We start from the raw sequence: 22,174 nt of genomic DNA on the forward strand, positions 1-22,174 counted from the left end.
GCCCCCGGTGCCTCCTATCGACCCCCACGGGAGGTCGCCATGCAGGTCAAGTCGCCGGAATTCAAGGCGCCTGAACTGAAGGACCTGGAGGAGAGCCCGCAGCCGCTGGCCGCCGAGTTCCTCGGCACGCTGCTGCTGGTCTTCTTCGCCGTCGGTGCCGCGGTGCTCGCGGGCGAGTACATCGGAACCCTCGGCATCGCGCTGGCCTTCGGCTTCACGCTGCTCGCCCTGGCGTACACCATCGGGCCGATCTCCGGCTGCCATGTGAACCCCGCCGTGACCCTCGGCATGCTGATGGCACGGCGGCTCGATCTGGAGACGGCCGTCAAGTACTGGATCGCGCAGATCGTCGGCGGCATCGCGGGCGCGGCGCTGCTCTTCCTCGTCGCCAAACAGGTGCCGGGCCTCAAGACCAGCGAGGCGTTCGGCAGCAACGGCTTCGGCGACCGCTCCGCCGTGCACATCAACACCGGCGGCGCCTTCGTGGCGGAGCTGGTGCTGACGTTCCTGCTGGTCTACGTGGTGCTGGGCGTGACCCACAAGGTGGCCGTCGTCGGCTTCGACGGGCTGCCCATCGGCATCGCGCTGGCCACCATCCACCTGGTCGGCATCCCGCTGACGGGCACCTCGGTGAACCCGGCGCGGAGCATCGGCCCCGCCATCTTCGCGGGCGGCGCCGCGCTCTCGCAGCTCTGGCTGTTCATCGTGGCCCCGCTGATCGGCGGCGTCCTCGCGGCGGTGGTGCACGCGATCACCCACCCGCAGCCGAACGTCGCCGCCGAGGCCGACAGGGCCGGGCGCACGCCCGACGTGAGGTGAGCCGCCGGGTCAGCCGAAGACGGGCCCCGTGTACTTCTCGCCGGGGCCCTGGCCCGGCTCGTCCGGGACGACGGACGCCTCGCGGAAGGCGAGCTGGAGCGACTTCAGCCCGTCGCGCAGCGGCGCCGCGTGGTACGAGCCGATCTCGGTGGCGCTGGCGGTGATCAGCCCGGCCAGCGCCTGGATGAGCTTCCGCGCCTCGTCGAGGTCCTTGTGCTTCTCGCCCTCCTCGGCGAGGCCGAGGTTCACGGCGGCGGAGCTCATCAGGTGCACCGCGACGGTGGTGATCACCTCGACCGCCGGCACGTCCGCGATGTCGCGGGTCATGCTGTCGAAGTCGGGGGACTGTCCGGAGGGCCCGGTGGCTGCGGCGTCGCTCATGCGGGCCAGCCTAATGCCGCCGCCCTCGTACGGGCGTACGGCCTTGGGGGACGCACTTTCCGCCACCCCTGGTATGCTCGGATATCGACCGGCTGAAGTCTCACCCTCGATGGTGGTCCTCAGCCCGCAAGTGGAGGCTCCGATCTCCCACCTGGCGGCTGTCCAAGCCGCGGGTCAATGGTCAGGCTGCGCCCCGCGGTGACTCCGCGGCGGTGCTCCCGGTCTGTGAGGAGCCCCGCCTGTGTCCCGTCTGGGGCGTTTTTTGCGTCCCGCCGACGGTGGTCACACTTTTACAGACTCAGGCGCGGCTGTCCGCCAGACGGCCGCGCGGTGTACCCGAGGAGGCCCCATCAGCGCCGAGCCCCGCATCAACGACCGGATTCGCGTCCCCGAGGTGCGACTCGTCGGTCCCAGTGGCGAGCAGGTCGGCATTGTGCCGCTTGCCAAGGCCCTGGAGCTCGCACAGGAATACGACCTCGACCTGGTCGAGGTGGCGGCGAACGCCCGTCCGCCGGTGTGCAAGCTCATGGACTACGGAAAGTTCAAGTACGAGTCGGCCATGAAGGCCCGTGAGGCGCGCAAGAACCAGGCGCACACGGTCATCAAGGAGATGAAGCTCCGGCCGAAGATCGATCCGCACGACTACGACACCAAGAAGGGTCACGTCGTCCGGTTCCTCAAGCAGGGTGACAAGGTCAAGATCACGATCATGTTCCGTGGTCGTGAGCAGTCCCGCCCCGAGCTGGGCTTCAGGCTGCTCCAGCGGCTCGCGGACGACGTGGCCGACCTGGGCTTCGTGGAGTCCAACCCGAAGCAGGACGGCCGCAACATGATCATGGTTCTCGGTCCGCACAAGAAGAAGACCGAGGCCATGGCAGAGGCCCGCGAGGCGCAGGCCGCCCGCAAGGCCGGGCGTCAGCCGGAGGCCACCTCCGCTGAGGAGCCCGCCGAGGAGCCTGCCGAGGCGTGAGCCCTCCCGGGGCACCACGCCCCGGTACCCCTATACGAACCAGATGGCGCTTCGGCGTGCCGGCATCCGGCCGGACCGCACGGGGCGCCACCGACGAGGAGAGAACGGCGACATGCCGAAGAACAAGACGCACAGTGGCACCCGCAAGCGCATCAAGATCACCGGTTCCGGCAAGGTGATGCGCCAGCGCGCCGGTCGCCGCCACTACCTCGAGCACAAGCCGTCCACGCTGACGCGCCGCCTTGCCGGCAAGACCGAAGCGGCCCCGGCCGACGCCAAGAAGATCAAGAAGCTTCTCGGCCTGTAAGACCCCGCACGACCGGGTCCCCATCGATCTCGGGCCGGGCGCCTGACCGCGCACGGTCCCCGTACAAGGAGTCAACAAGTGGCACGCGTCAAGCGGGCAGTGAACGCTCAGAAGAAGCGCCGGGCGATCCTGGAGCAGGCCAGCGGCTACCGCGGCCAGCGCTCCCGCCTCTACCGCAAGGCGAAGGAGCAGGTCACCCACTCCTACGTCTACAACTACAACGACCGTAAGCGCCGCAAGGGCGACTTCCGGCAGCTCTGGATCCAGCGGATCAACGCCGCCGCGCGTGCGAACGGCATCACGTACAACCGCTTCATCCAGGGTCTGAAGGCCGCCTCCATCGAGGTGGACCGCAAGATGCTGGCCGACCTCGCGGTCAACGACGCCGCCGCCTTCACTGCCCTCGTCGAGGTCGCGCAGAAGGCCCTGCCGAGCGACGTGAACGCGCCGAAGGCCGCCTGAGCGGTTCTCCGAGCCGTCTCTCCTCTCGCCGTCGTGGTCCGACCGCGGCGGCGAGTTGTTTTGCCCCTCCGGAAGATGGTGCGCCCCCTGTGTCCCCCGAGCCCCGCGAGACTCCTGAGCTGACCTCCACGCGGTCCGCGCGCGTCACCGCCGCGCGCAAGCTGCACAAGCCGAGCTTCCGCCGCAAGGAGCGACGCTTCCTCGCCGAGGGACCGCAGGCCGTCCGCGAGGCCGTGGAGCACCTCGTCGAGGTGTACGTGACGCCCGAGGCGGCCGTCCGGCACCGGGACATCCTGGACGCGGCCCGCGCCGCGCGGGTGCCCGTGCTCACGGCCACCGAGGAGGTCGTGGCGGAGATGGCCGACACCGTCACCCCGCAGGGCGTCGTCGGCCTGTGCCGCTTCCTCGACGTCCCGTTCGCCGAGGCCCTCGCCGCCCGGCCCCGCCTCGTCGCCGTCCTCGCGCACGTACGGGACCCGGGGAACGCGGGCACCGTCCTGCGCTGCGCCGACGCGGCGGGCGCCGACGCCGTCGTCTTCACCGACGCCTCCGTGGACGTCTACAACCCCAAGGCCGTCCGCGCCTCCGCCGGATCCGTCTTCCACCTGCCCGTCGCCGTCGGCGTCCCCGTCGAGGAGGCCGTACGAGGGCTGCGCGAGGCCGGGACGCGGGTGCTCGCCGCCGACGGCGCGGGGGAGCGCGACCTCGACGACGAGCTGGACGACGGCACCATGGGCCGCCCCACCGCCTGGGTCTTCGGCAACGAGGCGTGGGGCCTGCCGGAGGAGACCCGCGCCCTGACGGACGCCGTGGTGCGCGTCCCGCTCCACGGGCGCGCCGAGAGCCTCAACCTCGCCACGGCCGCCGCCGTGTGCCTCTACGCGACCGCACGCGCCCAGCGCCCCCGCCGGGAGTCCCGCGCGCTCCCGCCGACCTAGTAGGGTGTCCGCCCAGCGCGTGCACTGGGGAGAGGGCACGGGGAGGAGGGGTGGAACGGGGATGGAAGCAGCCGCGCACCTGGGCGGACTCCACCCGGACGACCTGCCGGACGGCCTGGTCGTCGCCGACGCCGGGGGACAGGTCGTCTGTTTCAACGCGGCGGCGGTCCGTATCACCGGAACCCCCACCGACAAGGCGCTCGGCCGGCCCCTGCACGCGGTGCTCCCGCTGGAGGACCTCGACGGGCGGCGCTGGTGGCAGCTCACCGATCCGTACGCGGGTCTCGCGGTCCGCACCGGCCAGCCCGAGCGTAATCTGCTGCTGCCCGGCGGCCGGGAGGTCCTGGTCTCCGCGCGCTACGTCCGCGCGCGGCGCGGCGGTCCCGTGGACCGCGTCGTCGTCTCGCTGCGCGGCACCGAGGCCCGGCGGCGCAACGAGCGCAGCCACGCCGAGCTGATCGCCACCGTCGCGCACGAGCTGCGCTCGCCGCTCACCTCCGTCAAGGGCTTCACGGCGACGCTGCTCGCCAAGTGGGAGAGGTTCACGGACGACCAGAAGCGGCTGATGCTGGAGACCGTCGACGCCGACGCCAACCGCGTCACCCGCCTCATCGCCGAGCTGCTCGACATCTCCCGTATCGACTCCGGGCGGCTGGAGGTGCGCCGCCAGCCCGTGGACATGGCCGCGGCCGTGCGCCGTCACGTCGAGGCCCACACCGCCGCCGGGCAGCCCGCCGCGCGCTTCGTGACCCGCATCGCCGAGCCGCTGCCCACGCTCTGGGCCGATCCGGACAAGATGGACCAGGTGCTCGGTAATCTGCTCGAAAACGCGGTGCGGCACGGCGAGGGAGCTGTCACCATCGAGGTGGCACCCGCACAGACCCGGTATCAGAGTGAAGGAACGGCTGTCACCGTGAGCGACGAAGGGCCCGGCATCCCCGAGGAGTCGATGAGCCGCGTCTTCACGCGTTTCTGGCGCGGCAGCCGGCGCGGCGGCACGGGCCTGGGGCTCTACATCGTCAAGGGCATCGTCGAGGCCCACGGCGGCACCATCAGCGTGGACCGCTCTCCCGTCGGAGGGGCCAGGTTCCGATTTATCCTGCCCGTGGGCGCCCCGGCCTTCATGGCCTGAGCACGGGCGGCGCGCACGGGCTTTCCGGACAGCGGGGACAGCAGCGTCCGTCAGCGGCACCGTCCGCAGCACTTGTCCGCGTACATCCGCGTACGAGAGATCACGCGCACCCCCTTAGACTCGACCTTTGGCACGCAGTCGTGGGGCAGAGCGCAGCCAGCCGAATCGGAAGCACGGGAAGAGATGTCCGCACCCAATAAGTCGTACGACCCTGTCGAGGTCGAGGCACTGAAACCGGAAGAGATCGACCGGGCCAGGGACGAGGCGCTCGCCGCCGTCGCCGCGGCCGGAGATCTCGACGCGTTGCGCGAGGTCAAGGCCGCCCACGCGGGCGACCGTTCCCCCCTCGCGCTCGCCAACCGCGAGATCGGCGCGCTGCCGCCGCACGCCAAGGCCGAGGCCGGCAAGCGTGTGGGCCAGGCGCGCGGCGCCGTGAGCAAGGCCCTCAAGAGCAGGCAGGAGGAGCTGGAGCGGGAGCGCGACGAGCGCGTGCTGGTCGAGGAGGCGGTGGACGTCACGCTGCCCTACGACCGCGTGCCCGAGGGCGCCCGGCACCCGCTGACCACGCTCTCCGAGCGCATCGAGGACATCTTCGTCGCGATGGGGTACGAGGTCGCCGAGGGCCCCGAGGTCGAGACCGAGTGGTTCAACTTCGACGCGCTCAACATCGGCCCCGACCACCCCGCGCGCTCCATGCAGGACACCTTCTTCGTCCAGAGCGAGGACGCGGAGAAGAAGGGCGAGGAGTCCGGCGTCGTGCTGCGCACCCACACCTCACCGGTGCAGGCCCGCTCGCTGCTCGACCGTGAGCTGCCGGTCTACGTGATCTGCCCGGGCCGCACCTACCGCACCGACGAGCTGGACGCGACCCACACGCCGGTCTTCAGCCAGGTCGAGCTGCTCGCCGTGGACGAGGGCCTGACGATGGCGGACCTCAAGGGCACCCTCGACCACATGGTCCAGGCGCTCTTCGGGGAGGGCCTGAGCACGCGGCTGCGACCCTCGTACTTCCCGTTCACCGAGCCGTCCGCCGAGATGGACATGGTCTGCTTCGTGTGCCGGGGCGCCTCCGTCGGCGACCCGGACCGCCCGTGCCGCACCTGCGGCAGCGAGGGCTGGATCGAGCTGGGCGGCTGCGGCATGGTCAACCCGCGGGTGCTGACCGCCTGCGGCGTCGACCCGGAGAGGTACAGCGGATACGCCTTCGGGTTCGGCATCGAGCGGATGCTGATGTTCCGCCACAACGTCGAGGACATGCGAGACATGGTCGAGGGTGACGCGCGCTTCACCCTGCCGTTCGGGATGGAGATCTGATGCGGGCCCCGCTTTCGTGGCTCCGGGAGTACGTGGACCTGCCGGCCTCGGAGTCCGGCCGTGACGTCGCGGCCCGGCTCATCTCGGCCGGTCTCGAAGTCGAGACGGTCGAGCAGCTCGGCGCCGGGCTCAAGGGCCCGCTGGTCGTCGGCAAGGTCCTCGCGATCGAGGAGCTGACCGAGTTCAAGAAGCCGATCCGCTACTGCCAGGTGGACGTCGGCCAGGCCAACGGGACCGGCGAGCCGCAGAACATCATCTGCGGCGCGACCAACTTCGCCGTCGGCGACAAGGTCGTCGTCGTCCTGCCGGGCGCCGTGCTGCCCGGCGACTTCGTGATCTCCGCCCGCAAGACGTACGGGCACGTATCCGAGGGCATGATCTGCTCCGCCCGCGAGCTGGACATGGGCGACGACCACGACGGCATCATCGTGCTCCCGCCCGAGCACGAGGCCGGCACCGACGCGATCGAGCTGCTGGAGCTGGTCGACGAGGTGCTGGACATCGCCGTCACGCCCGACCGCGGCTACTGCCTCTCGATGCGCGGCCTCGCGCGCGAGACAGCCACCGCGTACGGGCTGCCGCTGCGCGACCCCGCGCTGCTGGACGTCCCCGCGCCCAACGCCCATGGCTACCCCGTGCGGGTCTCCGACCCGCGCGGCTGCGACCGCTTCACCGCCCGTACGGTGACGGGCCTGCGGCCCGAGGCGCGCTCGCCGCTCTGGCTCCAGCGCCGCCTGCAGAAGGGCGGCATGCGCCCGGTCTCGCTGGCCGTCGACATCGCCAACTACGTGATGCTGGAGCTGGGCCAGCCCCTGCACACCTACGACCGCTCGCGGGTCCAGGGCGCCATCGGTGTGCGCCGCGCCGAGCAGGGCGAGAAGCTGACCACGCTCGACGGCGTCCAGCGCGTCCTGGACGCCGAGGACCTGGTCATCACCGACGACCGGGGCCCCATCGGCCTCGCGGGCGTCATGGGCGGCGCCAACACCGAGATCGCCGACGTCGAGGCCCCGGGCGGGATCACCGACGGTCCGACGACGGACGTCGTCGTCGAGGCCGCGCACTTCGACAGCGTCTCGATCGCCCGCTCCGCGCGCCGCCACAAGCTGTCCTCCGAGGCGTCCCGCCGCTTCGAGCGCGGTGTCGACCCGGAGGCGGCGGCAGCCGCGGCGCAGCGCACCGTGGACCTGCTGGTGCTGCTCGCGGGCGGCACGGCCGAGGCGGGCGTCACCGAGATCGCGACGCCGTCCGGCCCCCGCACGATCAAGCTCGCCGACGGCCACCCCGACCGCGTCGCGGGTGTCGTCTACGGCCGCGAGACCGTCGTACGCCGCCTTCAGCAGGTCGGCTGCGATGTCTACGGAGATGCTGCCGCGCGAAGCGCGTCCTTGGGGGGTGGTGGTTGGGCGACGGGCGGGCAGGACGAGCTGACCGTGACGGTGCCCTCGTGGCGGCCCGACCTCACCGACCCGAACGACCTCGCGGAAGAGGTCATCCGGCTGGAGGGGTACGAGAACCTGCCGTCCACGCTGCCCAAGCCCCCCGCGGGCCGCGGTCTGACCGAGCGGCAGCGGCTGCACCGCCGGGTGGGCCGGGCGCTGGCGGGCGCCGGGTACGTCGAGGCGCTGAACTACCCGTTCGTCGGCGACGCCGCCCTCGACCAGCTCGGGATCGCGCCGGGCGACGCCCGCCGCGACACCGTCAAGCTCGCCAACCCGCTCTCCGACGAGGAGCCGGGCCTGCGGACCTCGCTGCTGCCGGGCCTGCTGGCCGCGCTGCGCCGGAACCACGGCCGGGGCGCCCACGACCTCGCGCTGTTCGAGACCGGGCTCGTCTTCCTGCGGACCGGCGAGGAGACCCCGGCCGTGCGGCTGCCGGTCGACCGCCGTCCCACGGACGCGGAGATCGCCGCGCAGAACACCACGCTGCCCCGGCAGCCGCGGCACGTCGCCGCGGTGCTCGCCGGAGCCCGCGAGCGGGACGGCTGGTGGGGCAAGGGCCGCCCGGCGCAGTGGGCCGACGCGGTCGAGGCGGCCCGTACGGTCGCGCGGCAGGCGGGGACCGAACTCCTTGTCGAGAACGCCCGGTTCGAGCCCTGGCACCCGGGCCGGTGCGCGGCGCTCCACGTCGAGCTGGACGGGGACCGCGTCCTCGTCGGCCACGCGGGCGAGCTGCACCCGCGCGCCCTGAAGGCCCTCGGGCTGCCGGACCGCACCTGCGCGATGGAGCTGGACCTCGACCTCGTCGAGCGTGCCGGGCGCGGGAACGTGTCGGCGCCGCACGTGTCCACCTTCCCGGTGGCCACGCAGGACGTCGCGCTGGTCGTGGACTCCTCGGTCCCGGCTGCCGACGTCGAGGCGGCGCTGCGCGCGGGCGCGGGCGAACTGCTCGAATCGCTGCGCCTGTTCGACGTGTTCACGGGCGAACAGCTCGGCGAGGGGCGCAAGTCGCTGGCGTACGCGCTGCGCTTCCGCGCCCCCGACCGCACGCTCAAGGCCGAGGAGGCCAGCGCGGCGCGCGACGCCGCCGTGGCCACCGCGGTCGAGCGCACGGGAGCGGTGCTGCGCGGGGCGTGATGTCCCTCGGGGGTCCCTGGTGACGTCTGGTGACGCCTGGTGACCCCCGCCCTCCGTCGATCGGGGCCCGGCCGGATGCGGCCGGGCCCCTTCGCGTGTCGACATCCGTGTCAGCAGAAACGTCAACGCAGGTGTTCACACGGCCCGCTTGTCACACGATGGGGTGAGTGGACCCCGGAGCCTGGTCCTGTGTGGCCATGCCGTCCAGCACCATCGTCCTGGTCGTGGCCTGGACGGGACGGGGGCCCGACCACCTCGTCGGGCCGGAGGGGGCCGTCCGCATGATCCAGGGGAAGAAGCGCCGCCGTGCCGTGGGACTCGCGGTGCCCGCGCTGTGGGTGCTGGCCCTGCTGGCCTGGGAGCGCAGCGCGCTGCCCGCGCACGTGCCCCCGCTCCTCGCGGTCACCCCCGCGCTGGCCTGCGCCGTCACCGGGCGGCGCACGGGCGTGGTGGTCGCCGGGGCGTGCGCCCTCTTAGCGCTGGTGCCGATGGGCGTGGGCGCGCGGGAGGGCGAGGGCATGGGCGCCAGGCTCCTGGTCAGCGGCCTGGCGACACTCGGCACGCTCGCCGCCGGTTACCGCATCGCGGCGCGGCGGCGGCTCCTCCAGCGCGATCTGGGGCGCGCTCTCGAAGTGGCCGCCGCCGCGCAGGACGCCGTGCTCCATGCGCCGCCCCCGCGCCTGGGCGGGGTGGCGCTCGCCGCCCGGTATCTCTCGGCGGCCCGCGGCGCGGCGGTCGGCGGCGACCTCTACGACGCGGTGGACACGCCGTACGGGGTGCGGCTCGTGATCGGTGACGTGCGCGGCCACGGCCTCCGCGCGATCCGTACGGTCTGCGCGGTCCTGGGCACCTTCCGCGAGGCGGCGTACGACGAGAAGGAGCTGGGCGGCGTGCTCGGCCGCATGGAGCGCGGGTTCGCGCGCCGCCGGGTGCACGGGACGCGCCACGGGGGCGGCGAGGCGGGCGGTGAAGGGGGCGGCGAGGAGGAGGGGGAGGAGTTCCTGACGCTGCTGCTCGTCGAGATCCGCCCGGACGGCGTGGTCTCGCTCCTCAACTGCGGGCACCCCTGGCCGTACCGGCTGCCCGCCACGGACACCGTGTGCCGGTACGGCCAGGGACGCCCGGCGGTTCCCATGGCCGCGCCGCTGCAGATCTCGGACGCCGAGCCGCTGCCGCCGCTCGGGCTCTTCCCGCTGCCCGTCCCGCTGCCCGAGCCGAGGCGGCTGCGGCTGGGCGCGGGGGAGGGGCTGTTCCTGTGCACGGACGGCGCGGCCGACGCCCGCGACGCGCGCCGCGCGTTCTTCCCGCTCGACCGCGTGCTGCGCGAGGCGGGCGCGCGGGCCGATCCGGAGCGCACCGTGGAGGACGTACGGAAGGCGCTGCTGCGGCACACCGGAGGGCGGCTCGGGGACGATGTCGCGCTGCTGGCGGTGCGCAGGGAGCGGCGTCCGCAGCCCCTTTCGAGTGACTGCGGGCACGGGGATGTCCGGGGCGCGGGGGTGCCTGGATAGACGTGACCGGGTGGCAGCCGAAGCCGGGCGCTCAGCGCCGCTCCGCAGTCTGATCCCCGCCCGGATCGACCGTATGCCGTGGTCCGGGTTCCCCACGGAGACGGTCGCGGCGCCGGGCCGCGCGTGGCTCCTCGACGGGCCGGAGATCACCGTCGCCGGCCCGGTGACCTCGGCGCTCACCCGCGCGGACACCCTCGCGCTCTCCTCCGGCGGCGCGTCGGCCGTGCCGCCGGCCGCCACGGTGGCCCGGCACGCGCGCGAGGGCGGCGTGACCGAGGCGCTGGCCCCGCTGCCGACCCGCGGCGGGGCGACGGTGGCCGCCGTGGGCGGACGGCCCGTCTCCGTATGGCCGTACGCGGAGGGGAGCCGGGCCGACCGCGACGACCCCGCACGGCGACTACTACCGGGGCAACCCACGGGGGTTCACCGACCCGTGGGCCACGGACCTGACCGAGGCGCTGGCGTTCGTCCGTACGTACGCGGAGGCGGGCGGCACGGCGGGCCCGCTCACGGAGGAGGACCTGGCGCAGCTCGTCCGGCACCGGCACCGGCACCGGCTGCGGTGCGAGGCGGCGGCGTACGAGCGGGAGCGCGCGCGGGACGCGGGGCCGGACGCGGAGGCGGACGATGTGGCGTACCACGAGCGGCGCCTGGAGCTGTACGGGAAGCTGCGGCCGTAGGCGCCGTAGGTGCCGTAGGCGGTCGCGCGGGCTCAGTCGAAGGGCGGGCCGGTGCGGGCGACCTCGTGCTTGAGGACCTGGTCGCTCTTGAGGGAGATGCTGACGGCGGGGACGGGGGAGATCGCGCGCCAGGCGTCGAGGGTCTCGACCGAGTCCCAGTACTCGTAGATGTTCACACGGCCGGGGTCCAGGGGGTCCGGTGAGATCGACACGTCGAGGCAGCCGGGGTGCGCGCGGGCCCGGGCGACGATCTCCTGATGCCCCGCGACGAAGCGGTCCCTCTCCTCCGGGGCCACGTACACCGCTCCGGCGACGATCACTGTCATGACAGGAGTCCCTCCACTGGTCTGTTCGTGTCACCCGTACAGACCGGGAGGGACTCCGGAAATCATCGCCGCGTGCAGGGAGCGCCGCCGAAGGCGCCGCTCAGGCGTAGGTGTAGAAGCCCGCGCCCGCCTTGCGGCCCAGGCGGCCCGCGTCGACCATGCGCTGGAGCAGCGGCGGCGCGGCGTAGAGCGCTTCCTTGTACTCCTGGTACATCGAGTCGGCCACCGAGGCGACCGTATCGAGGCCGATGAGGTCGGAGAGCTTGAGGGGGCCCATGGGGTGGGCGCAGCCCAGCTCCATGCCGTTGTCGATGTCCTCGCGGCTGGCGATGCCGGACTCGAACATGCGGATGGCCGAGAGGAGGTACGGGATCAGCAGCGCGTTCACCACGAACCCCGAGCGGTCCTGGGCGCGGATCGTGTGCTTGCCGAGAAGCTTGCCGACGGCCTCCTCCGCGCGCTTGATCGTCTCGTCGCTCGTGGTGAGGGCCGGGATCAGCTCGACCAGCTTCTGCACAGGCGCCGGGTTGAAGAAGTGGATGCCGATGACCTGGTCCGGGCGGGACGTGGCCACGGCCAGCTTCACCAGCGGGATGGAGGACGTGTTCGAGGCCAGGATCGCGTGCGGGCTGGTCACGACCTGGTCCAGCACCTGGAAGATCTCGGTCTTGACCCCCTCGTTCTCGATCACCGCCTCGATCACCAGGTCACGGTCGGCGAAGTCGCCCAGGTCCGTGGTGAAGGTCAGCCGGTCCAGCGTCGCGTCGCGCTCCTCCTCGGTGATCTTGCCGCGCTCGGCGGCCTTGCCGAGGGAGTTCACCAGCCGGGTCCGGCCCAGCTCCAGCGCCTCGCCGTTGGTCTCCGCGACCATGACCTCAAGTCCGGACCGGGCGCACACCTCGGCGATGCCGGCGCCCATCTGGCCACAGCCCACCACTCCGACGCGTTCCACGCCGGCTACAGAGTCCGTCACCTCGTGCCTTTCGCTGATCCTCAACGGTTTCGCCGCCCGACGTTACCCGTGCGGACGGGGCGCGCGGAGGGCGGGTGCGAAAGGTCACGTATGGGCGGGCTTCAGCGCTGGTTCCCCTCCTGGACGACGGAGTCGGGCCCCGGGGAGAGCACCGCCTCGTGACCGTCCTCGAAGCGGACACGGTACGGCGGCTCGCCGTCCGTGCCCAGGACTTCCAGGATCTCCGCCACACGGTCGTGCTGGCCCACGACCCGCCCGTGCATCAGCAGACGGTCGCCTGTGTTCGCTCGCATCAGGAGTGCCCTCCTGTTCGCAGGTGGTACGTCATCTGTGCCGTATACCCGTTCGGTGTGGATAAGTCTACGGCCCGTGTGCGAACTTGGTCCCTTCGTGTCAGGCCCGGGTCCGCTGGACCACCGCGATGCAGACGAGGACGGCGACGGCCGCCGCCGGGGCGGCGGGGGAGAGGTGCTCGCCGAGCAGGAAGACCGACCAGAACAGCGTGAGCAGCGGCTGCGCGAGCTGCACCTGGCTGGCCCGCGCCACCCCGGCCAGGCCCATCGCCCGGTACCAGAACAGCAGGCCGAGGAACTGCGAGCCCGTCGCGTTCCACAGCAGCCCCGCCACCGCGTGGCCGGTGAGGTGCACGGGCTCGTACGCCAGCGCGAGGGCCGAGCCGGCGACCGCGAGCGGCAGGCACCCCACCAGCACCCATCCGATGACGTGCAGCGCGGGCAGCTCACGGGCGAGCCGCCCGCCCTCCGCGTACCCGGCGGCGCAGACCAGCAGCGCCCCCAGCAGATAGAGGTCGCCCAGCGAGGGCGCGCCGCCGCTCTGGTAGAGAGCGAAGGCGACGACCACGGCGGCGCCCGCGAGCGCGGCGGCCCAGAAGAGGGGCGAGGGTCGGGAGCCCGTACGTACGGAGGAGTAGACCGCCGTGGTCAGCGGCAGCAGGCCCACGACGACGGCCGCGTGCGACGTGGTGGACGTCTGCAGTGCCAGCGTCGTCAGCAGCGGAAAGCCGATCACCACGCCCGAGGCGGCCACCGCGAGGCCCGCCCAGTGCCGCCGCTCGGGCACGGGGACGCGCAGCACGGCGAGCGTCCCGCCCGCGAGGATCCCGGCGAGCAGGACCCGCAACGCGGTCGCCGACCAGGGGCCGAAGCCCTCCAGGGCCCACGCGGTGGCGGGAAAGGTGAGCGAGAAGAAGGCGACACCGAGAACGGCGAGGAACGCGCCGGTACGGGCGGTGCCGGTGCCGGGGCGAGGGCGGGTGCCGGTGCCGGGGCGGGAGCTGGTGCCGGGCCCGGGTCCGGAGGCGGCCCCGATGCCGGGGCGCGGGCTGGTGTCCGTGCCCGCGCCCGGGTCTGTGCCCGCGCCCGGGCCTGTGCCCATGCCCGAGCCTGCGTCCGTGCCCGTCCCCATGCCCGTATCCGGGCCTGCGCCCGTAGCCGCGTCCGTGCCCGCGCCCGTGTGCGGGGTGGTGGCGGTCTGTGGTGCTATCGTGCCGGGGTCGATAGCGCTATCGTGTGCTCTCATGCATGAGCGTAGCAGTGTGGGTGATCTCGCCGCTTCCCTGCGGAGCGAGCTGGACCGCTACTCGCCAGGTGAGAAGCTGCCGTCCAGCCGGGCGCTCGTGGAGCGGTTCCGGGTCAGTCCCGTCACCGTCTCCCGCGCGCTCGCCGCGCTCGTCGCGGAGGGGCTGGTCGTGACGCGCCCCGGCGCCGGGGCGTTCCGTGCGGCGGGTACGGGGCCCTCGCCGCACGCCAGGGGCGACACCTCATGGCAGGAGGTGGCGCTGAGCGCCGACGCCTCCGCGGACCAGGCGCCCCGCAGTGTCGACGCCGGTGGCGTGCTCACCACGCTGGAGGCGCCGCCGCAGGGCGTCATCGAGCTGAACGGCGGCTATCTCCCGCCCGGGCTCCAGCCCGAGAGGGCTCTCGCCGCCGCGCTCGCGCGCGCCGGGCGGCGGCCGGGGGCCTGGGGCAGGCCGCCGGTGGACGGCGTGGCCGAGCTGCGGGGCTGGTTCGCCCGCGAGATCGGTGGCCCCTCGGGCATCGTCGCGCCGTCCGACGTGCTGATCACCTCCGGCGGCCAGAGCGCCCTCACCACCGCGCTGCGCGCCCTCGCGCCCCCGGGAGGCGCCGTGCTCGTCGAGTCGCCCACGTACCCCGGCATGCTCGCCGTCGCGCACGCCTCCGGGCTGCGCCCCGTGCCCGTACCGGTGGACACCGACGGGGTGCGCCCCGAGCTGCTCGCCGAGGCGTTCCGGGCGAGCGGCGCGCGGGTCTTCGTCTGTCAGCCGCTCTTCCAGAACCCCACGGGGGCCGTGCTCGCGCGCGAGCGCCGTGCCGAGGTGCTGCGCGTGGCGCGCGAGGCGGGCGCCTTCGTGGTCGAGGACGACTTCGCGCGCCACCTCGCGCACGAGGACGCGGGCCCGCTGCCCGCCGCGCTGTGCGCGGACGACCCGGACGGGGTGGTCGTGCACATCCGCTCCCTCACCAAGATCACCTCGCCCAGCCTGCGGGTGGGTGCTCTCGCCGCGCGCGGGCCCGCGCTGGAGCGGCTGCGGGCCATCCAGATCGTCGACAGCTTCTTCGTGCCCCGTCCGCTCCAGGAGGCCGCGCTCGAACTCGTGGGCGCACCGGCGTGGGGCCGTCATCTGCGCACCGTCGCCGCCGAGTTGAGGGCCCGGCGGCAGGTCATGCTCGGGGCGCTCGCCGGGGAGCTCCCCGGGCTCCCCCTCCGGCACGCGCCGCGCGGCGGATACCACCTGTGGCTGCGCCTCCCGGGCGGTACGGACGAGCACGCCCTGGCCGCCGCCGCGCTCCGCGCCGGGGTCGCCGTCGCCCCCGGCCACCCGTACTTCGCCGCGGAGTCGCCCGCGCCGCACCTGCGGCTGACCTTCGCCCCGGCGGCGGGGGAGAACGAGATCACCGAGGGCGTGCGGCGCCTGCGAAACGCGTGTGACGGCCTCGGGATCACGGGCTAGGGTGCCCGGCATGGCATTCCTTCCGATCTACGGCTGATCACGGCGGGGCCCCGCACCGGGGCCCGCGTTCCCGGTGCGCCCGCGTGCGACGCGGCCCGCGCGCCGGCGACGCGGCGTTCCCGTTCCCGTGTTCATCCGCAGACCGGAAGTGAGTGATCCCTGTGCGTACTCCCGCACGCCGCCGTGCCCATGTCGCGATGATCGGCGTCCCGATCGTCAGCCATGTGCTGCCCAGTCTGGAGGTCGTGCGCGCGCTCGTCGCCCGCGGCCACCGCGTGACCTATGCCAACGACCCGGCCGTGGCCGGTCTCGTCACCTCCGCGGGGGCCGAGTTCGTCCCCTGCCGCTCCACGCTGCCCGTCGCCACCGGCGACTGGCCGGACGACCCGATCGCCGCGGGCCGCATCTTCCTCGACGACGCGGTCCAGGCCCTTCCGCGACTGCGGGAAAGCTACGGACCCGACCCGGCCGACCTCTACCTGTACGACATCGGCGCGTACGCCGCCCGCGCGCTCGCCGAGGCGCAGGGGCGCCCGCTCCTCCAGCTCTCCCCGACGTTCGTGGCCTGGCGGGGGTACGAGGAGGAGGTGGCCGCGCACCTGCGCCGACTGCCGGGCGCCGACGCCTACCGGGCGGCCTTCGCCGACTGGCTCGCGCGCTGCGGCGCCACCACCACCGACCCGGACGTCTTCGCCGGGCCGCCGGGACGCTCCCTGGCGCTGATCCCGCGTGCCATGCAGCCGCACGCCGACCGGGTGGACACGGACGTGGTGACGTTCGTCGGGCTCTGCTCCGGGCCGCGCGCCACCCGCGAGAGCTGGACGCGTCCGGAGGGCGCCGCCCGCGTCCTGCTGGTGTCGCTGGGCACGCAGTACACCCGGCAGCCGGAGTTCTACCGCAACTGCGTGGCCGCCTTCGGCGGGCTGCCCGGCTGGCACGTCGTCCTGCAGATCGGCGAGCACACCGACCCGGCGGCGCTCGGGCCCGTGCCGGACAGCGTCGAAGTGCGCTCCTGGGTACCGCAGTCGGCGATCCTGGAGGAGGCCGACGCGTTCGTGACGCACGCGGGCATGGGCGGCAGCGGCGAGGGGCTGTGCACCGCCACGCCCATGATCGCCGTGCCGCAGGGCGCCGAGCAGTTCCAGAACGCCGACCGGCTGGTGGAACTGGGCGTGGCCTGCCGTATCGACACCCCGGACGCCACCCCCGAGGCCCTGCGCGCCGCGCTCATGGAGCTGACCGGCAGCGCCGAGGTGGCGCGCAGGGCCCGTGAACTCCGCGCGCACGCCCTCGCCGAGGGCGGCACCCCGCGCGCCGTCTCGCTGATCGAGGAGATGCTGCACGAGATGCCGGACAGCGAGTTGCCGCACGGGGAGATGCCGGGCGGCGAGTTGCCGCACGGGGAGATGCCGGGCGGCGAGTTGCCGGAAGGGGAGGGCGCGCGCGGTCGCTGACCGGCCTCAGCGCGGCGCGAAGACCGAGAGCCGGAAGGACGCCGTGGTGCGGTACGTGCCGTCCGGCGTACGCGGCAGCGTGCCCGCGCGTGCCCGGAGGCCGTCGGCGTGGTGGGCGTTGGGGCCCATGGTCACCAGGTCCACCACGTCGTCCTCCGCGAGGTCGAGCGCGAACTCCCGTACGGACGTGCCGACTTCGGTGAAGCCCCCGGCGAGCGCCCCGCGCAGCCGCTCCTCCTTCCCGGCGCCGACCGACAGCAGGCCCAGGTCCCGCCGCAGCTCGGCCAGGTGGCGTCCCGTGGGCGTGACGACCAGCAGCGCGCCGTCCGGCCGCAGAACGCGGCGGAACTCGGGAGCGTTGCGCGGCGCGAAGACGTTCACGAGCAGGCCGACCGAGCCCGTACGGACGGGCAGCGGGCGCCACACGTCCCAGCCGACGGCCCCGAGCCGGGGGTGCGCGCGGGCGGCGCGGCGCAGCGCGTACGGGGAGGCGTCCATGCCCAGGCCGACGGCGCCGGGGAGGGCGTCGAGGATCCGGGCGAGATGATGGCCGGTGCCGGTCCCGGCGTCGAGGACGACGTCCCGGCTCAGGGGCACGGGGAGCGCGGCGGCCCGTTCCGTGAGGGCGTCGGTGAGCGGGGCGTAGCGGCCGGAGTCCAGGAACGCGGCGCGCGCCCGCACCATGGGCGCGGTGTCGGCGCGGGGCGCGCGCGTCCCGCCCGGCAGGAGCGTGACGTGCCCCTGGCGGGCCACGTCGAAGGAGTGGCCCCGCGCGCAGCGCAGGGCGCCGTCGGCGGGCCGGAAGGGCTCGCCGCACAGCGGGCAGGACAGGACGGAGAACAGCCGGTGGCGCGGCGCGCACGCGGCGGCCCAGGAGTTCGCGGGCATGGGGGTTCCTCTGGGGTTCCTCTGAGGGCGCGGCGGCGGGCCGCGCCGCTCTCGTGCTTGCGACGGTTCACGAGGGCACGCCGAGAAGGGCGGCCGTCGGCCCGGGAACGGGCCACTGGCCGCCGCGGCGTGCGGACCGCCGCTCAGAGGAAGCGGTGGGGAACACCCGTGGGTCTCATGCCCCGAACCCTACCGACCCGGCCCGCGCCCCTCCCCTCCCTGTCGGGCGACGGTCCGGAAAGGCGGGTTTGCCGGGCACGTCCGGTCGAAGGCCGGGATTTCACCGGTCCGGGACGTCCCGGTGTGCCGGGGGCATGTGCTTTGGGGCTGTCGAACGGACGGCCGATCGCCCCTACGCTCGGCCCATGCACGTTCGTCTCACGCTGCTCGCGGCCGCGCGGAGCTCCTCCGTGCTCGATGTGCGCTTCGACGACGACCGTCCGCTGGACGCCGCGGGGTGGCAGGAGGTGCAGCGGATGATCCCCGCGCTCGCGCACCTCGCCGCCGCCGAGCTGCGCTACTGCTCGCCGTCCGCGCGCTGCCGCGAGACCGGCGACGTGCTGGGGCTGACGCCCCTCGCGCAGCCCGCGCTGCGCGACTGCGACATGGGCCGCTGGCGCGGCCGTACGCTCCAGGAGGTCACGGCCCTGGAGCCGGACGCCGTCGACCAGTGGCTCTCGGATCCGCGTGCCGCGCCCCACGGCGGCGAATCGCTCCTCGCGTTCATCCAGCGCGTGGGTGCCTGGCTGGACACGCGCCCGGTGCAGGACGGCGGCTGGGCCGTCGCCGTGACCGAGCCCTCGGTCGTACGGGCCGCGCTCTGCTACGTGCTCAGGGCGCCGCCCCACGCGTACTGGCACGTGGAGCCCCAGTCCCTCGCGGCCCTGACGGTGACGGGGCGGCCGGGGGAGTGGAGCGTCCACCTGGTCTGAGCGGGCCGTTCCTCACCTCCGCCCGGCGCGCTCCGCCGCGTCGTGGAGGGCGTGCAGCAGCCGGAAGCGGCGGATCTCCTCGGTGTCCTCGCCCGTCGTCATGGCGCGGGAGAGGCGGAACATCGGCGGCGGCCCGGCGGTCGTTCCCGCCCCCGTCCCCACATCCGTCCCCACATCCGTCCCCGCGCCCGCGTCCCGCGCGAGCAGATCGCCGAGCACCTGCCAGACCTCGGCCCGGAGCCCGGCGCCGTCGTGGGAGCCGCCGGTGCCGTCGGCGGAGCCGCCGTTCCGCTCGGCGGCGTACGCGGCGGCCAGCTCGGCGCGCAGCCCCTCGCGGCCCTCCGGCGGGCCGCAGCCGTCGAGGACGGCGAGGGCGAGCGTGCACAGCGGCTGCCGGGCGATCCCGTGGTGCACGGCCGCCAGCTCGACCGCGTCGCGCTCCATCGCCGCCGTCACGCCGGGCCCCAGCTCGGCGAGATACCGCGCGAACGGCTCCTCGCGCAGCAGCGGCGAGTCCTCCAGTCCCTGCGGCAGTACGGCCTCCGGCACCTCGTCGACCACGACCACGCGGTGCGGGCCCGCGGCCCACGCGGCGTCGAGCCGGGCCCCGGTCGCCCGTGCGACGGCGGCCACGCCGTCGCCCCAGCTCCCCCCGACGCCGAAGGCGAGCCCCTCCAGATACGCGTCCCAGGCCCCGGGGCGCTTCCCCTCCCGCTGTTCCGGCGTCAGCATCTCGAAGGAGGAGAGCACGGAACCGTCCTCGGCCAGGGCGAGTTCGGACAGCGCGTCCACGTTCCAGTACGCGCCGGCCGCCCGCCCGGCGCCCAGCCGGGACAGCGGGCGCAGCACCTCCTCGCGCACGCCCTGGAAGCCCTCGTACTCGACGACGACCACCGCAGGCCCCGCCGTCGAGACGGCGATGAGCTGCCGCTCGGAGAGGTCGGCCCTCTCCCCGAACTTCTCGCCCAGCCGCATCTCCTCGACGGCGTCCGGGTCGCCGCCGAAGCACCGGATCACCTCCGCCTCGTCCGCGCCCGCGACCGCGGTGACGCACGCGCCCTGAGCGAGCCCCAACTCGTCGAGAAGTCCGTCGTATCCGGTGTCCGTGCCGGTGTCCGTGCCGTCGGTCATGGCCCCGAGTATGGCCGTTGCCGCCCGGTACGGGCACGGTGGTGGGAGACGCGCGGCCCGCAGGGGAGCGGACGGCGTACGGGGGAGGGGCCATGACCGCGGAACAGGCACGACAATCGGGGCCGGTCGAACCTGCCGAGCCCGTGGCGCGTACGCCCGAGCGGCGGACCGAGCTGGACGCGCTGCGTGCCCTGGTCGTCGTCGGGCTGGTCTTCTTCCACTCCGCGCTGGTCTTCGACTCGCGGGACGACTTCTACGTCAAGAACGAGCAGACCACCGAGGCCACGATGATCGGCGCCGGGCTCGGCGTCGTCTGGGCGATGCCCATGCTCTTCCTCGCCGCGGGCCTCGGCACCTGGTACTCGCTGCGCCGCCGGGGCGCCGCCGGGTTCGTCCGGGAGCGGCTGCTGCGGCTGGCCGTGCCGCTGGTCTTCGCGGAGCTGACGCTCCTGCCCCTGCCGCAGTGGCTGCGCGAACGGGCGGCGGACCCCGGATACCGGGAGTCGTACGCCGACTTCCTGCCGCGCTACTACGACGTGCGGTTCGAGCCGGAGGAGTTCCCGTTCGTCGTGCAGGGCGAGGTGTTCGAGACCGGGCACCTCTGGTTCGTTGTGCTGCTGCTGGCGTTCTCGCTGATGCTCGTGCCGTTCGTGTCGCTCCTGCGCGGGCTGCCCGGCGGGCGGGCACGAGGGGCGCGGGCGGCGCGCGAGCGCCTCGGCTCGCTCGTGGCGCGGCGGCGCGGCGCCGTGGTGCTGCTGCCCGCGCTGCCGCTCGCCGTGGTCAGCCCGCTGCTGGGACTGGAGGAGGACTACGGCGGCTGGCACCGGTGGGCGTATCTGCTCTTCTTCCTCTACGGGTTCGCGCTCGCCGCCGACCGGCGGCTGCGGGAGGCGATGCGCCGGGACGCGGGGCTCGCGGCCGTGTTCGGGCTCGTCCTGTTCGTCGCGGCGCTGCCCGGGTTCATGACCGCCGACGATCCCTTTGTCGACATGACGCCTGTCGCGCTCGCCTGCCGTACGGTCTACGGCGCCGCGGGATGGTGCTGGCTCGTCGCGATTCTCGGCCTCCTCGACCGCCGCGCCGTACGGAAGGCCGCGGCCCCGGGGACACGCGCGGCGAACGGCCGGGCCGGGCGGTTCTACGCCTACCTCGGCCCGGCCGTCCTCCCGCTCTACGTCCTGCACCAGCCCATCGTCGTCGCCGTCGCCTACGGCGTGGTCGGCTGGGAGACGCCGATGCCGGTGAAGTACCTGGCCATCGTGGCCCTCTCGCTCGCGGGCACCTTCGCCGCCTATGAGCTGCTGGTGCGCCGTACGCCCGTCACCCGCTTCCTGTTCGGCATGCGGGCCCCCGCGCCCCCGCGGGCCCGCGGCCGTCTCAGCGGTTGACGAAGCGGAGCGCGCCCTCGTCGTAACGTCCGCCCGCGACGGCCTCGCGCGGCGCTGCGGCGTCGATCGCGGCCAGGTCCTCGGGGGAGAGGGCGAGGCCGAGGGCAGCCACGTTCTCCACGAGGTACTTCTCGCGGCGCGTGCCCGGGATCGGCACGACGTCCTCGCCCCGGTGCTGCACCCAGGCGAGCGCGAGCTGCCCGGCGGTGACGCCCTTCGCGGCGGCCAGCTCGCGCAGCGTCTCCACGATCGCGAGGTTCCGCTCCAGGTTGCCGTCGGCGAAGCGCGGCTGGGTGCGGCGCACATCGGTCTCGTCCAGGCCCTCGACGGAGGTGTACTGCCCGGTGAGGAAGCCGCGCCCCAGCGGGGAGAACGGGACGAGCCCGATGCCGAGTTCGCGGCAGACCGGCGCGATCTCGTCCTCCAGGTCCCGCGTCCACAGCGACCACTCGCTCTGCAGCGCGCTGACCGGGTGCGTCGCGTGTGCCCTGCGGATCGTCGCGGCGCTCGCCTCGGACAGCCCGAGGTGGCGCACCTTGCCCTCCGCGACCAGCTCCGCCATCGCGCCGACGGTCTCCTCGATCGGGACGTCGGGGTCCACGCGGTGCTGGTAGTAGAGGTCGATGTGGTCGGTGCCGAGGCGGCGCAGGGAGGCCTCGCACGCCTGCCGCACGTACGCGGCGTCGCCCCGGATCTCGGTGGGCTCCCCGAGCCGGTTGGCGAAGCCGAACTTCGTGGCGATCACCGCCTCGTCCCGGCGCCCCGCGAGGGCCCGGCCGAGCAGCTCCTCGTTGTGCCCGCCGCCGTAGAAGTCGGAGGTGTCGAAGAGCGTGACGCCCAGGTCGAGGGCGCGGCGCAGCGTGGCGAGCGATTCCGCGTCGTCCGAGGAACCGTAGCCGTGGCTCATCCCCATGCAGCCGAGCCCCTGCGCGGAGACCGCCAGCGTGCCCAGATGCCGGATCGGGAGTGGGGACATGGTGCTACCTCCTGGCGGGAACCG

At 73.9% G+C, this 22,174-nt stretch carries 21 protein-coding genes; 13 read left to right on the plus strand and 8 right to left on the minus strand.

Annotated elements, in window-relative coordinates:
* The first annotated feature begins 39 nt into the window (after positions 1–39).
* Entirely contained in the window at positions 40–819 is a 780-nt protein-coding gene (locus ABD343_RS37970) for an MIP family channel protein (RefSeq protein ID WP_344535115.1), read from the plus strand.
* 9 nt (positions 820–828) lie between these two features.
* Here ABD343_RS37970 and ABD343_RS37975 read toward each other — a convergent pair whose 3' ends face one another.
* Positions 829–1,200, minus strand: a complete 372-nt coding sequence (locus tag ABD343_RS37975; protein ID WP_344535117.1) for a DUF1844 domain-containing protein — start codon at positions 1,198–1,200, stop codon at positions 829–831.
* 349 nt (positions 1,201–1,549) lie between these two features.
* On the opposite strand from ABD343_RS37975, the gene infC reads away from it, so the two are divergent.
* The 8 genes from infC to ABD343_RS38015 all read left to right on the plus strand — a co-directional run bounded on the left by infC (position 1,550) and on the right by ABD343_RS38015 (position 10,410).
* Positions 1,550–2,170 carry a translation initiation factor IF-3 gene (gene infC, locus ABD343_RS37980; protein WP_344535455.1) on the plus strand — a complete coding sequence of 207 codons (621 nt, stop codon included), beginning with the start codon at positions 1,550–1,552 and terminating at the stop codon, positions 2,168–2,170.
* A 112-nt stretch (positions 2,171–2,282) separates the two neighbouring features.
* Positions 2,283–2,477 carry a 50S ribosomal protein L35 gene (gene rpmI / locus ABD343_RS37985; RefSeq protein ID WP_344535119.1) on the plus strand — a complete coding sequence of 65 codons (195 nt, stop codon included), beginning with the start codon at positions 2,283–2,285 and terminating at the stop codon, positions 2,475–2,477.
* Positions 2,478–2,555: 78 nt separating this feature from the next.
* Positions 2,556–2,939, plus strand: coding sequence for a 50S ribosomal protein L20 (rplT, locus tag ABD343_RS37990; protein WP_344535121.1), 384 nt, complete (start codon positions 2,556–2,558; stop codon positions 2,937–2,939).
* Positions 2,940–3,028: 89 nt separating this feature from the next.
* Positions 3,029–3,877 carry a TrmH family RNA methyltransferase gene (locus ABD343_RS37995; RefSeq protein WP_344535123.1) on the plus strand — a complete coding sequence of 283 codons (849 nt, stop codon included), beginning with the start codon at positions 3,029–3,031 and terminating at the stop codon, positions 3,875–3,877.
* Positions 3,878–3,938: 61 nt separating this feature from the next.
* Positions 3,939–5,009, plus strand: a complete 1,071-nt coding sequence (locus ABD343_RS38000; protein ID WP_344535125.1) for a sensor histidine kinase — start codon at positions 3,939–3,941, stop codon at positions 5,007–5,009.
* A gap of 183 nt (positions 5,010–5,192) precedes the next feature.
* A complete protein-coding gene (gene pheS, locus ABD343_RS38005) occupies positions 5,193–6,323 on the plus strand; it encodes a phenylalanine--tRNA ligase subunit alpha (protein ID WP_344535127.1) in 1,131 nt (376 codons plus the stop codon).
* Complete coding sequence (pheT, locus tag ABD343_RS38010) at positions 6,323–8,899, plus strand: phenylalanine--tRNA ligase subunit beta (RefSeq protein WP_344535130.1); 2,577 nt, start codon at positions 6,323–6,325, stop codon at positions 8,897–8,899. Before pheS ends, pheT begins: the two co-directional genes overlap by 1 nt.
* A 197-nt stretch (positions 8,900–9,096) precedes the next feature.
* A complete protein-coding gene (locus tag ABD343_RS38015) occupies positions 9,097–10,410 on the plus strand; it encodes a PP2C family protein-serine/threonine phosphatase (protein ID WP_344535132.1) in 1,314 nt (437 codons plus the stop codon).
* Between the two features lie 712 nt (positions 10,411–11,122).
* Here the strand turns inward: ABD343_RS38015 and ABD343_RS38020 are convergent.
* The 4 genes from ABD343_RS38020 to ABD343_RS38035 form a co-directional block, all read right to left on the minus strand.
* Positions 11,123–11,416, minus strand: coding sequence for a putative quinol monooxygenase (locus ABD343_RS38020; protein WP_344535134.1), 294 nt, complete (start codon positions 11,414–11,416; stop codon positions 11,123–11,125).
* Positions 11,417–11,516: 100 nt separating this feature from the next.
* The gene (locus tag ABD343_RS38025; RefSeq protein WP_344535136.1) at positions 11,517–12,389 is read right to left on the minus strand and encodes a 3-hydroxybutyryl-CoA dehydrogenase; all 873 of its coding nucleotides are present in this window, start codon (positions 12,387–12,389) and stop codon (positions 11,517–11,519) included.
* Between the two features lie 101 nt (positions 12,390–12,490).
* Entirely contained in the window at positions 12,491–12,682 is a 192-nt protein-coding gene (locus ABD343_RS38030; protein ID WP_344535137.1) for a DUF1918 domain-containing protein, read from the minus strand.
* A 100-nt stretch (positions 12,683–12,782) separates the two neighbouring features.
* Positions 12,783–13,928 (minus strand): DMT family transporter, encoded by a 1,146-nt coding sequence (locus tag ABD343_RS38035; protein ID WP_344535139.1) that lies wholly within the window; start codon positions 13,926–13,928, stop codon positions 12,783–12,785.
* Here ABD343_RS38035 and ABD343_RS38040 point away from each other — a divergent pair.
* Together ABD343_RS38040 and ABD343_RS38045 are read left to right on the plus strand one after the other, a co-directional pair.
* Positions 13,927–15,381 carry an aminotransferase-like domain-containing protein gene (locus ABD343_RS38040; protein ID WP_344535140.1) on the plus strand — a complete coding sequence of 485 codons (1,455 nt, stop codon included), beginning with the start codon at positions 13,927–13,929 and terminating at the stop codon, positions 15,379–15,381. The two genes, ABD343_RS38035 and ABD343_RS38040, sit on opposite strands and share 2 nt — an antisense overlap.
* 197 nt (positions 15,382–15,578) lie before the next feature.
* The gene (locus ABD343_RS38045; RefSeq protein WP_344535457.1) at positions 15,579–16,835 is read left to right on the plus strand and encodes a macrolide family glycosyltransferase; all 1,257 of its coding nucleotides are present in this window, start codon (positions 15,579–15,581) and stop codon (positions 16,833–16,835) included.
* Between the two features lie 6 nt (positions 16,836–16,841).
* Here ABD343_RS38045 and ABD343_RS38050 read toward each other — a convergent pair whose 3' ends face one another.
* Positions 16,842–17,723: a putative RNA methyltransferase gene (locus tag ABD343_RS38050; protein ID WP_344535142.1), complete on the minus strand. Its 882-nt coding sequence runs from the start codon at positions 17,721–17,723 to the stop codon at positions 16,842–16,844.
* A 365-nt stretch (positions 17,724–18,088) separates the two neighbouring features.
* Here ABD343_RS38050 and ABD343_RS38055 point away from each other — a divergent pair, with 365 nt between their 5' ends.
* Positions 18,089–18,655, plus strand: coding sequence for a histidine phosphatase family protein (locus ABD343_RS38055; RefSeq protein WP_344535144.1), 567 nt, complete (start codon positions 18,089–18,091; stop codon positions 18,653–18,655).
* Between the two features lie 12 nt (positions 18,656–18,667).
* Here ABD343_RS38055 and ABD343_RS38060 read toward each other — a convergent pair whose 3' ends face one another.
* The gene (locus ABD343_RS38060; RefSeq protein ID WP_344535146.1) at positions 18,668–19,786 is read right to left on the minus strand and encodes a DUF6461 domain-containing protein; all 1,119 of its coding nucleotides are present in this window, start codon (positions 19,784–19,786) and stop codon (positions 18,668–18,670) included.
* Between the two features lie 92 nt (positions 19,787–19,878).
* On the opposite strand from ABD343_RS38060, the gene ABD343_RS38065 reads away from it, so the two are divergent.
* Complete coding sequence (locus tag ABD343_RS38065; RefSeq protein ID WP_344535148.1) at positions 19,879–21,174, plus strand: acyltransferase family protein; 1,296 nt, start codon at positions 19,879–19,881, stop codon at positions 21,172–21,174.
* Here the strand turns inward: ABD343_RS38065 and ABD343_RS38070 are convergent.
* Positions 21,164–22,150, minus strand: a complete 987-nt coding sequence (locus tag ABD343_RS38070) for an aldo/keto reductase (RefSeq protein WP_344535149.1) — start codon at positions 22,148–22,150, stop codon at positions 21,164–21,166. The genes ABD343_RS38065 and ABD343_RS38070 overlap by 11 nt on opposite strands.
* Positions 22,151–22,174 lie beyond the last annotated feature (24 nt).

Origin of the sequence: Streptomyces albiaxialis (assembly GCF_039530985.1) — a bacterium.
Taxonomy (GTDB): Bacteria; Actinomycetota; Actinomycetes; order Streptomycetales; family Streptomycetaceae; genus Streptomyces; species Streptomyces albiaxialis.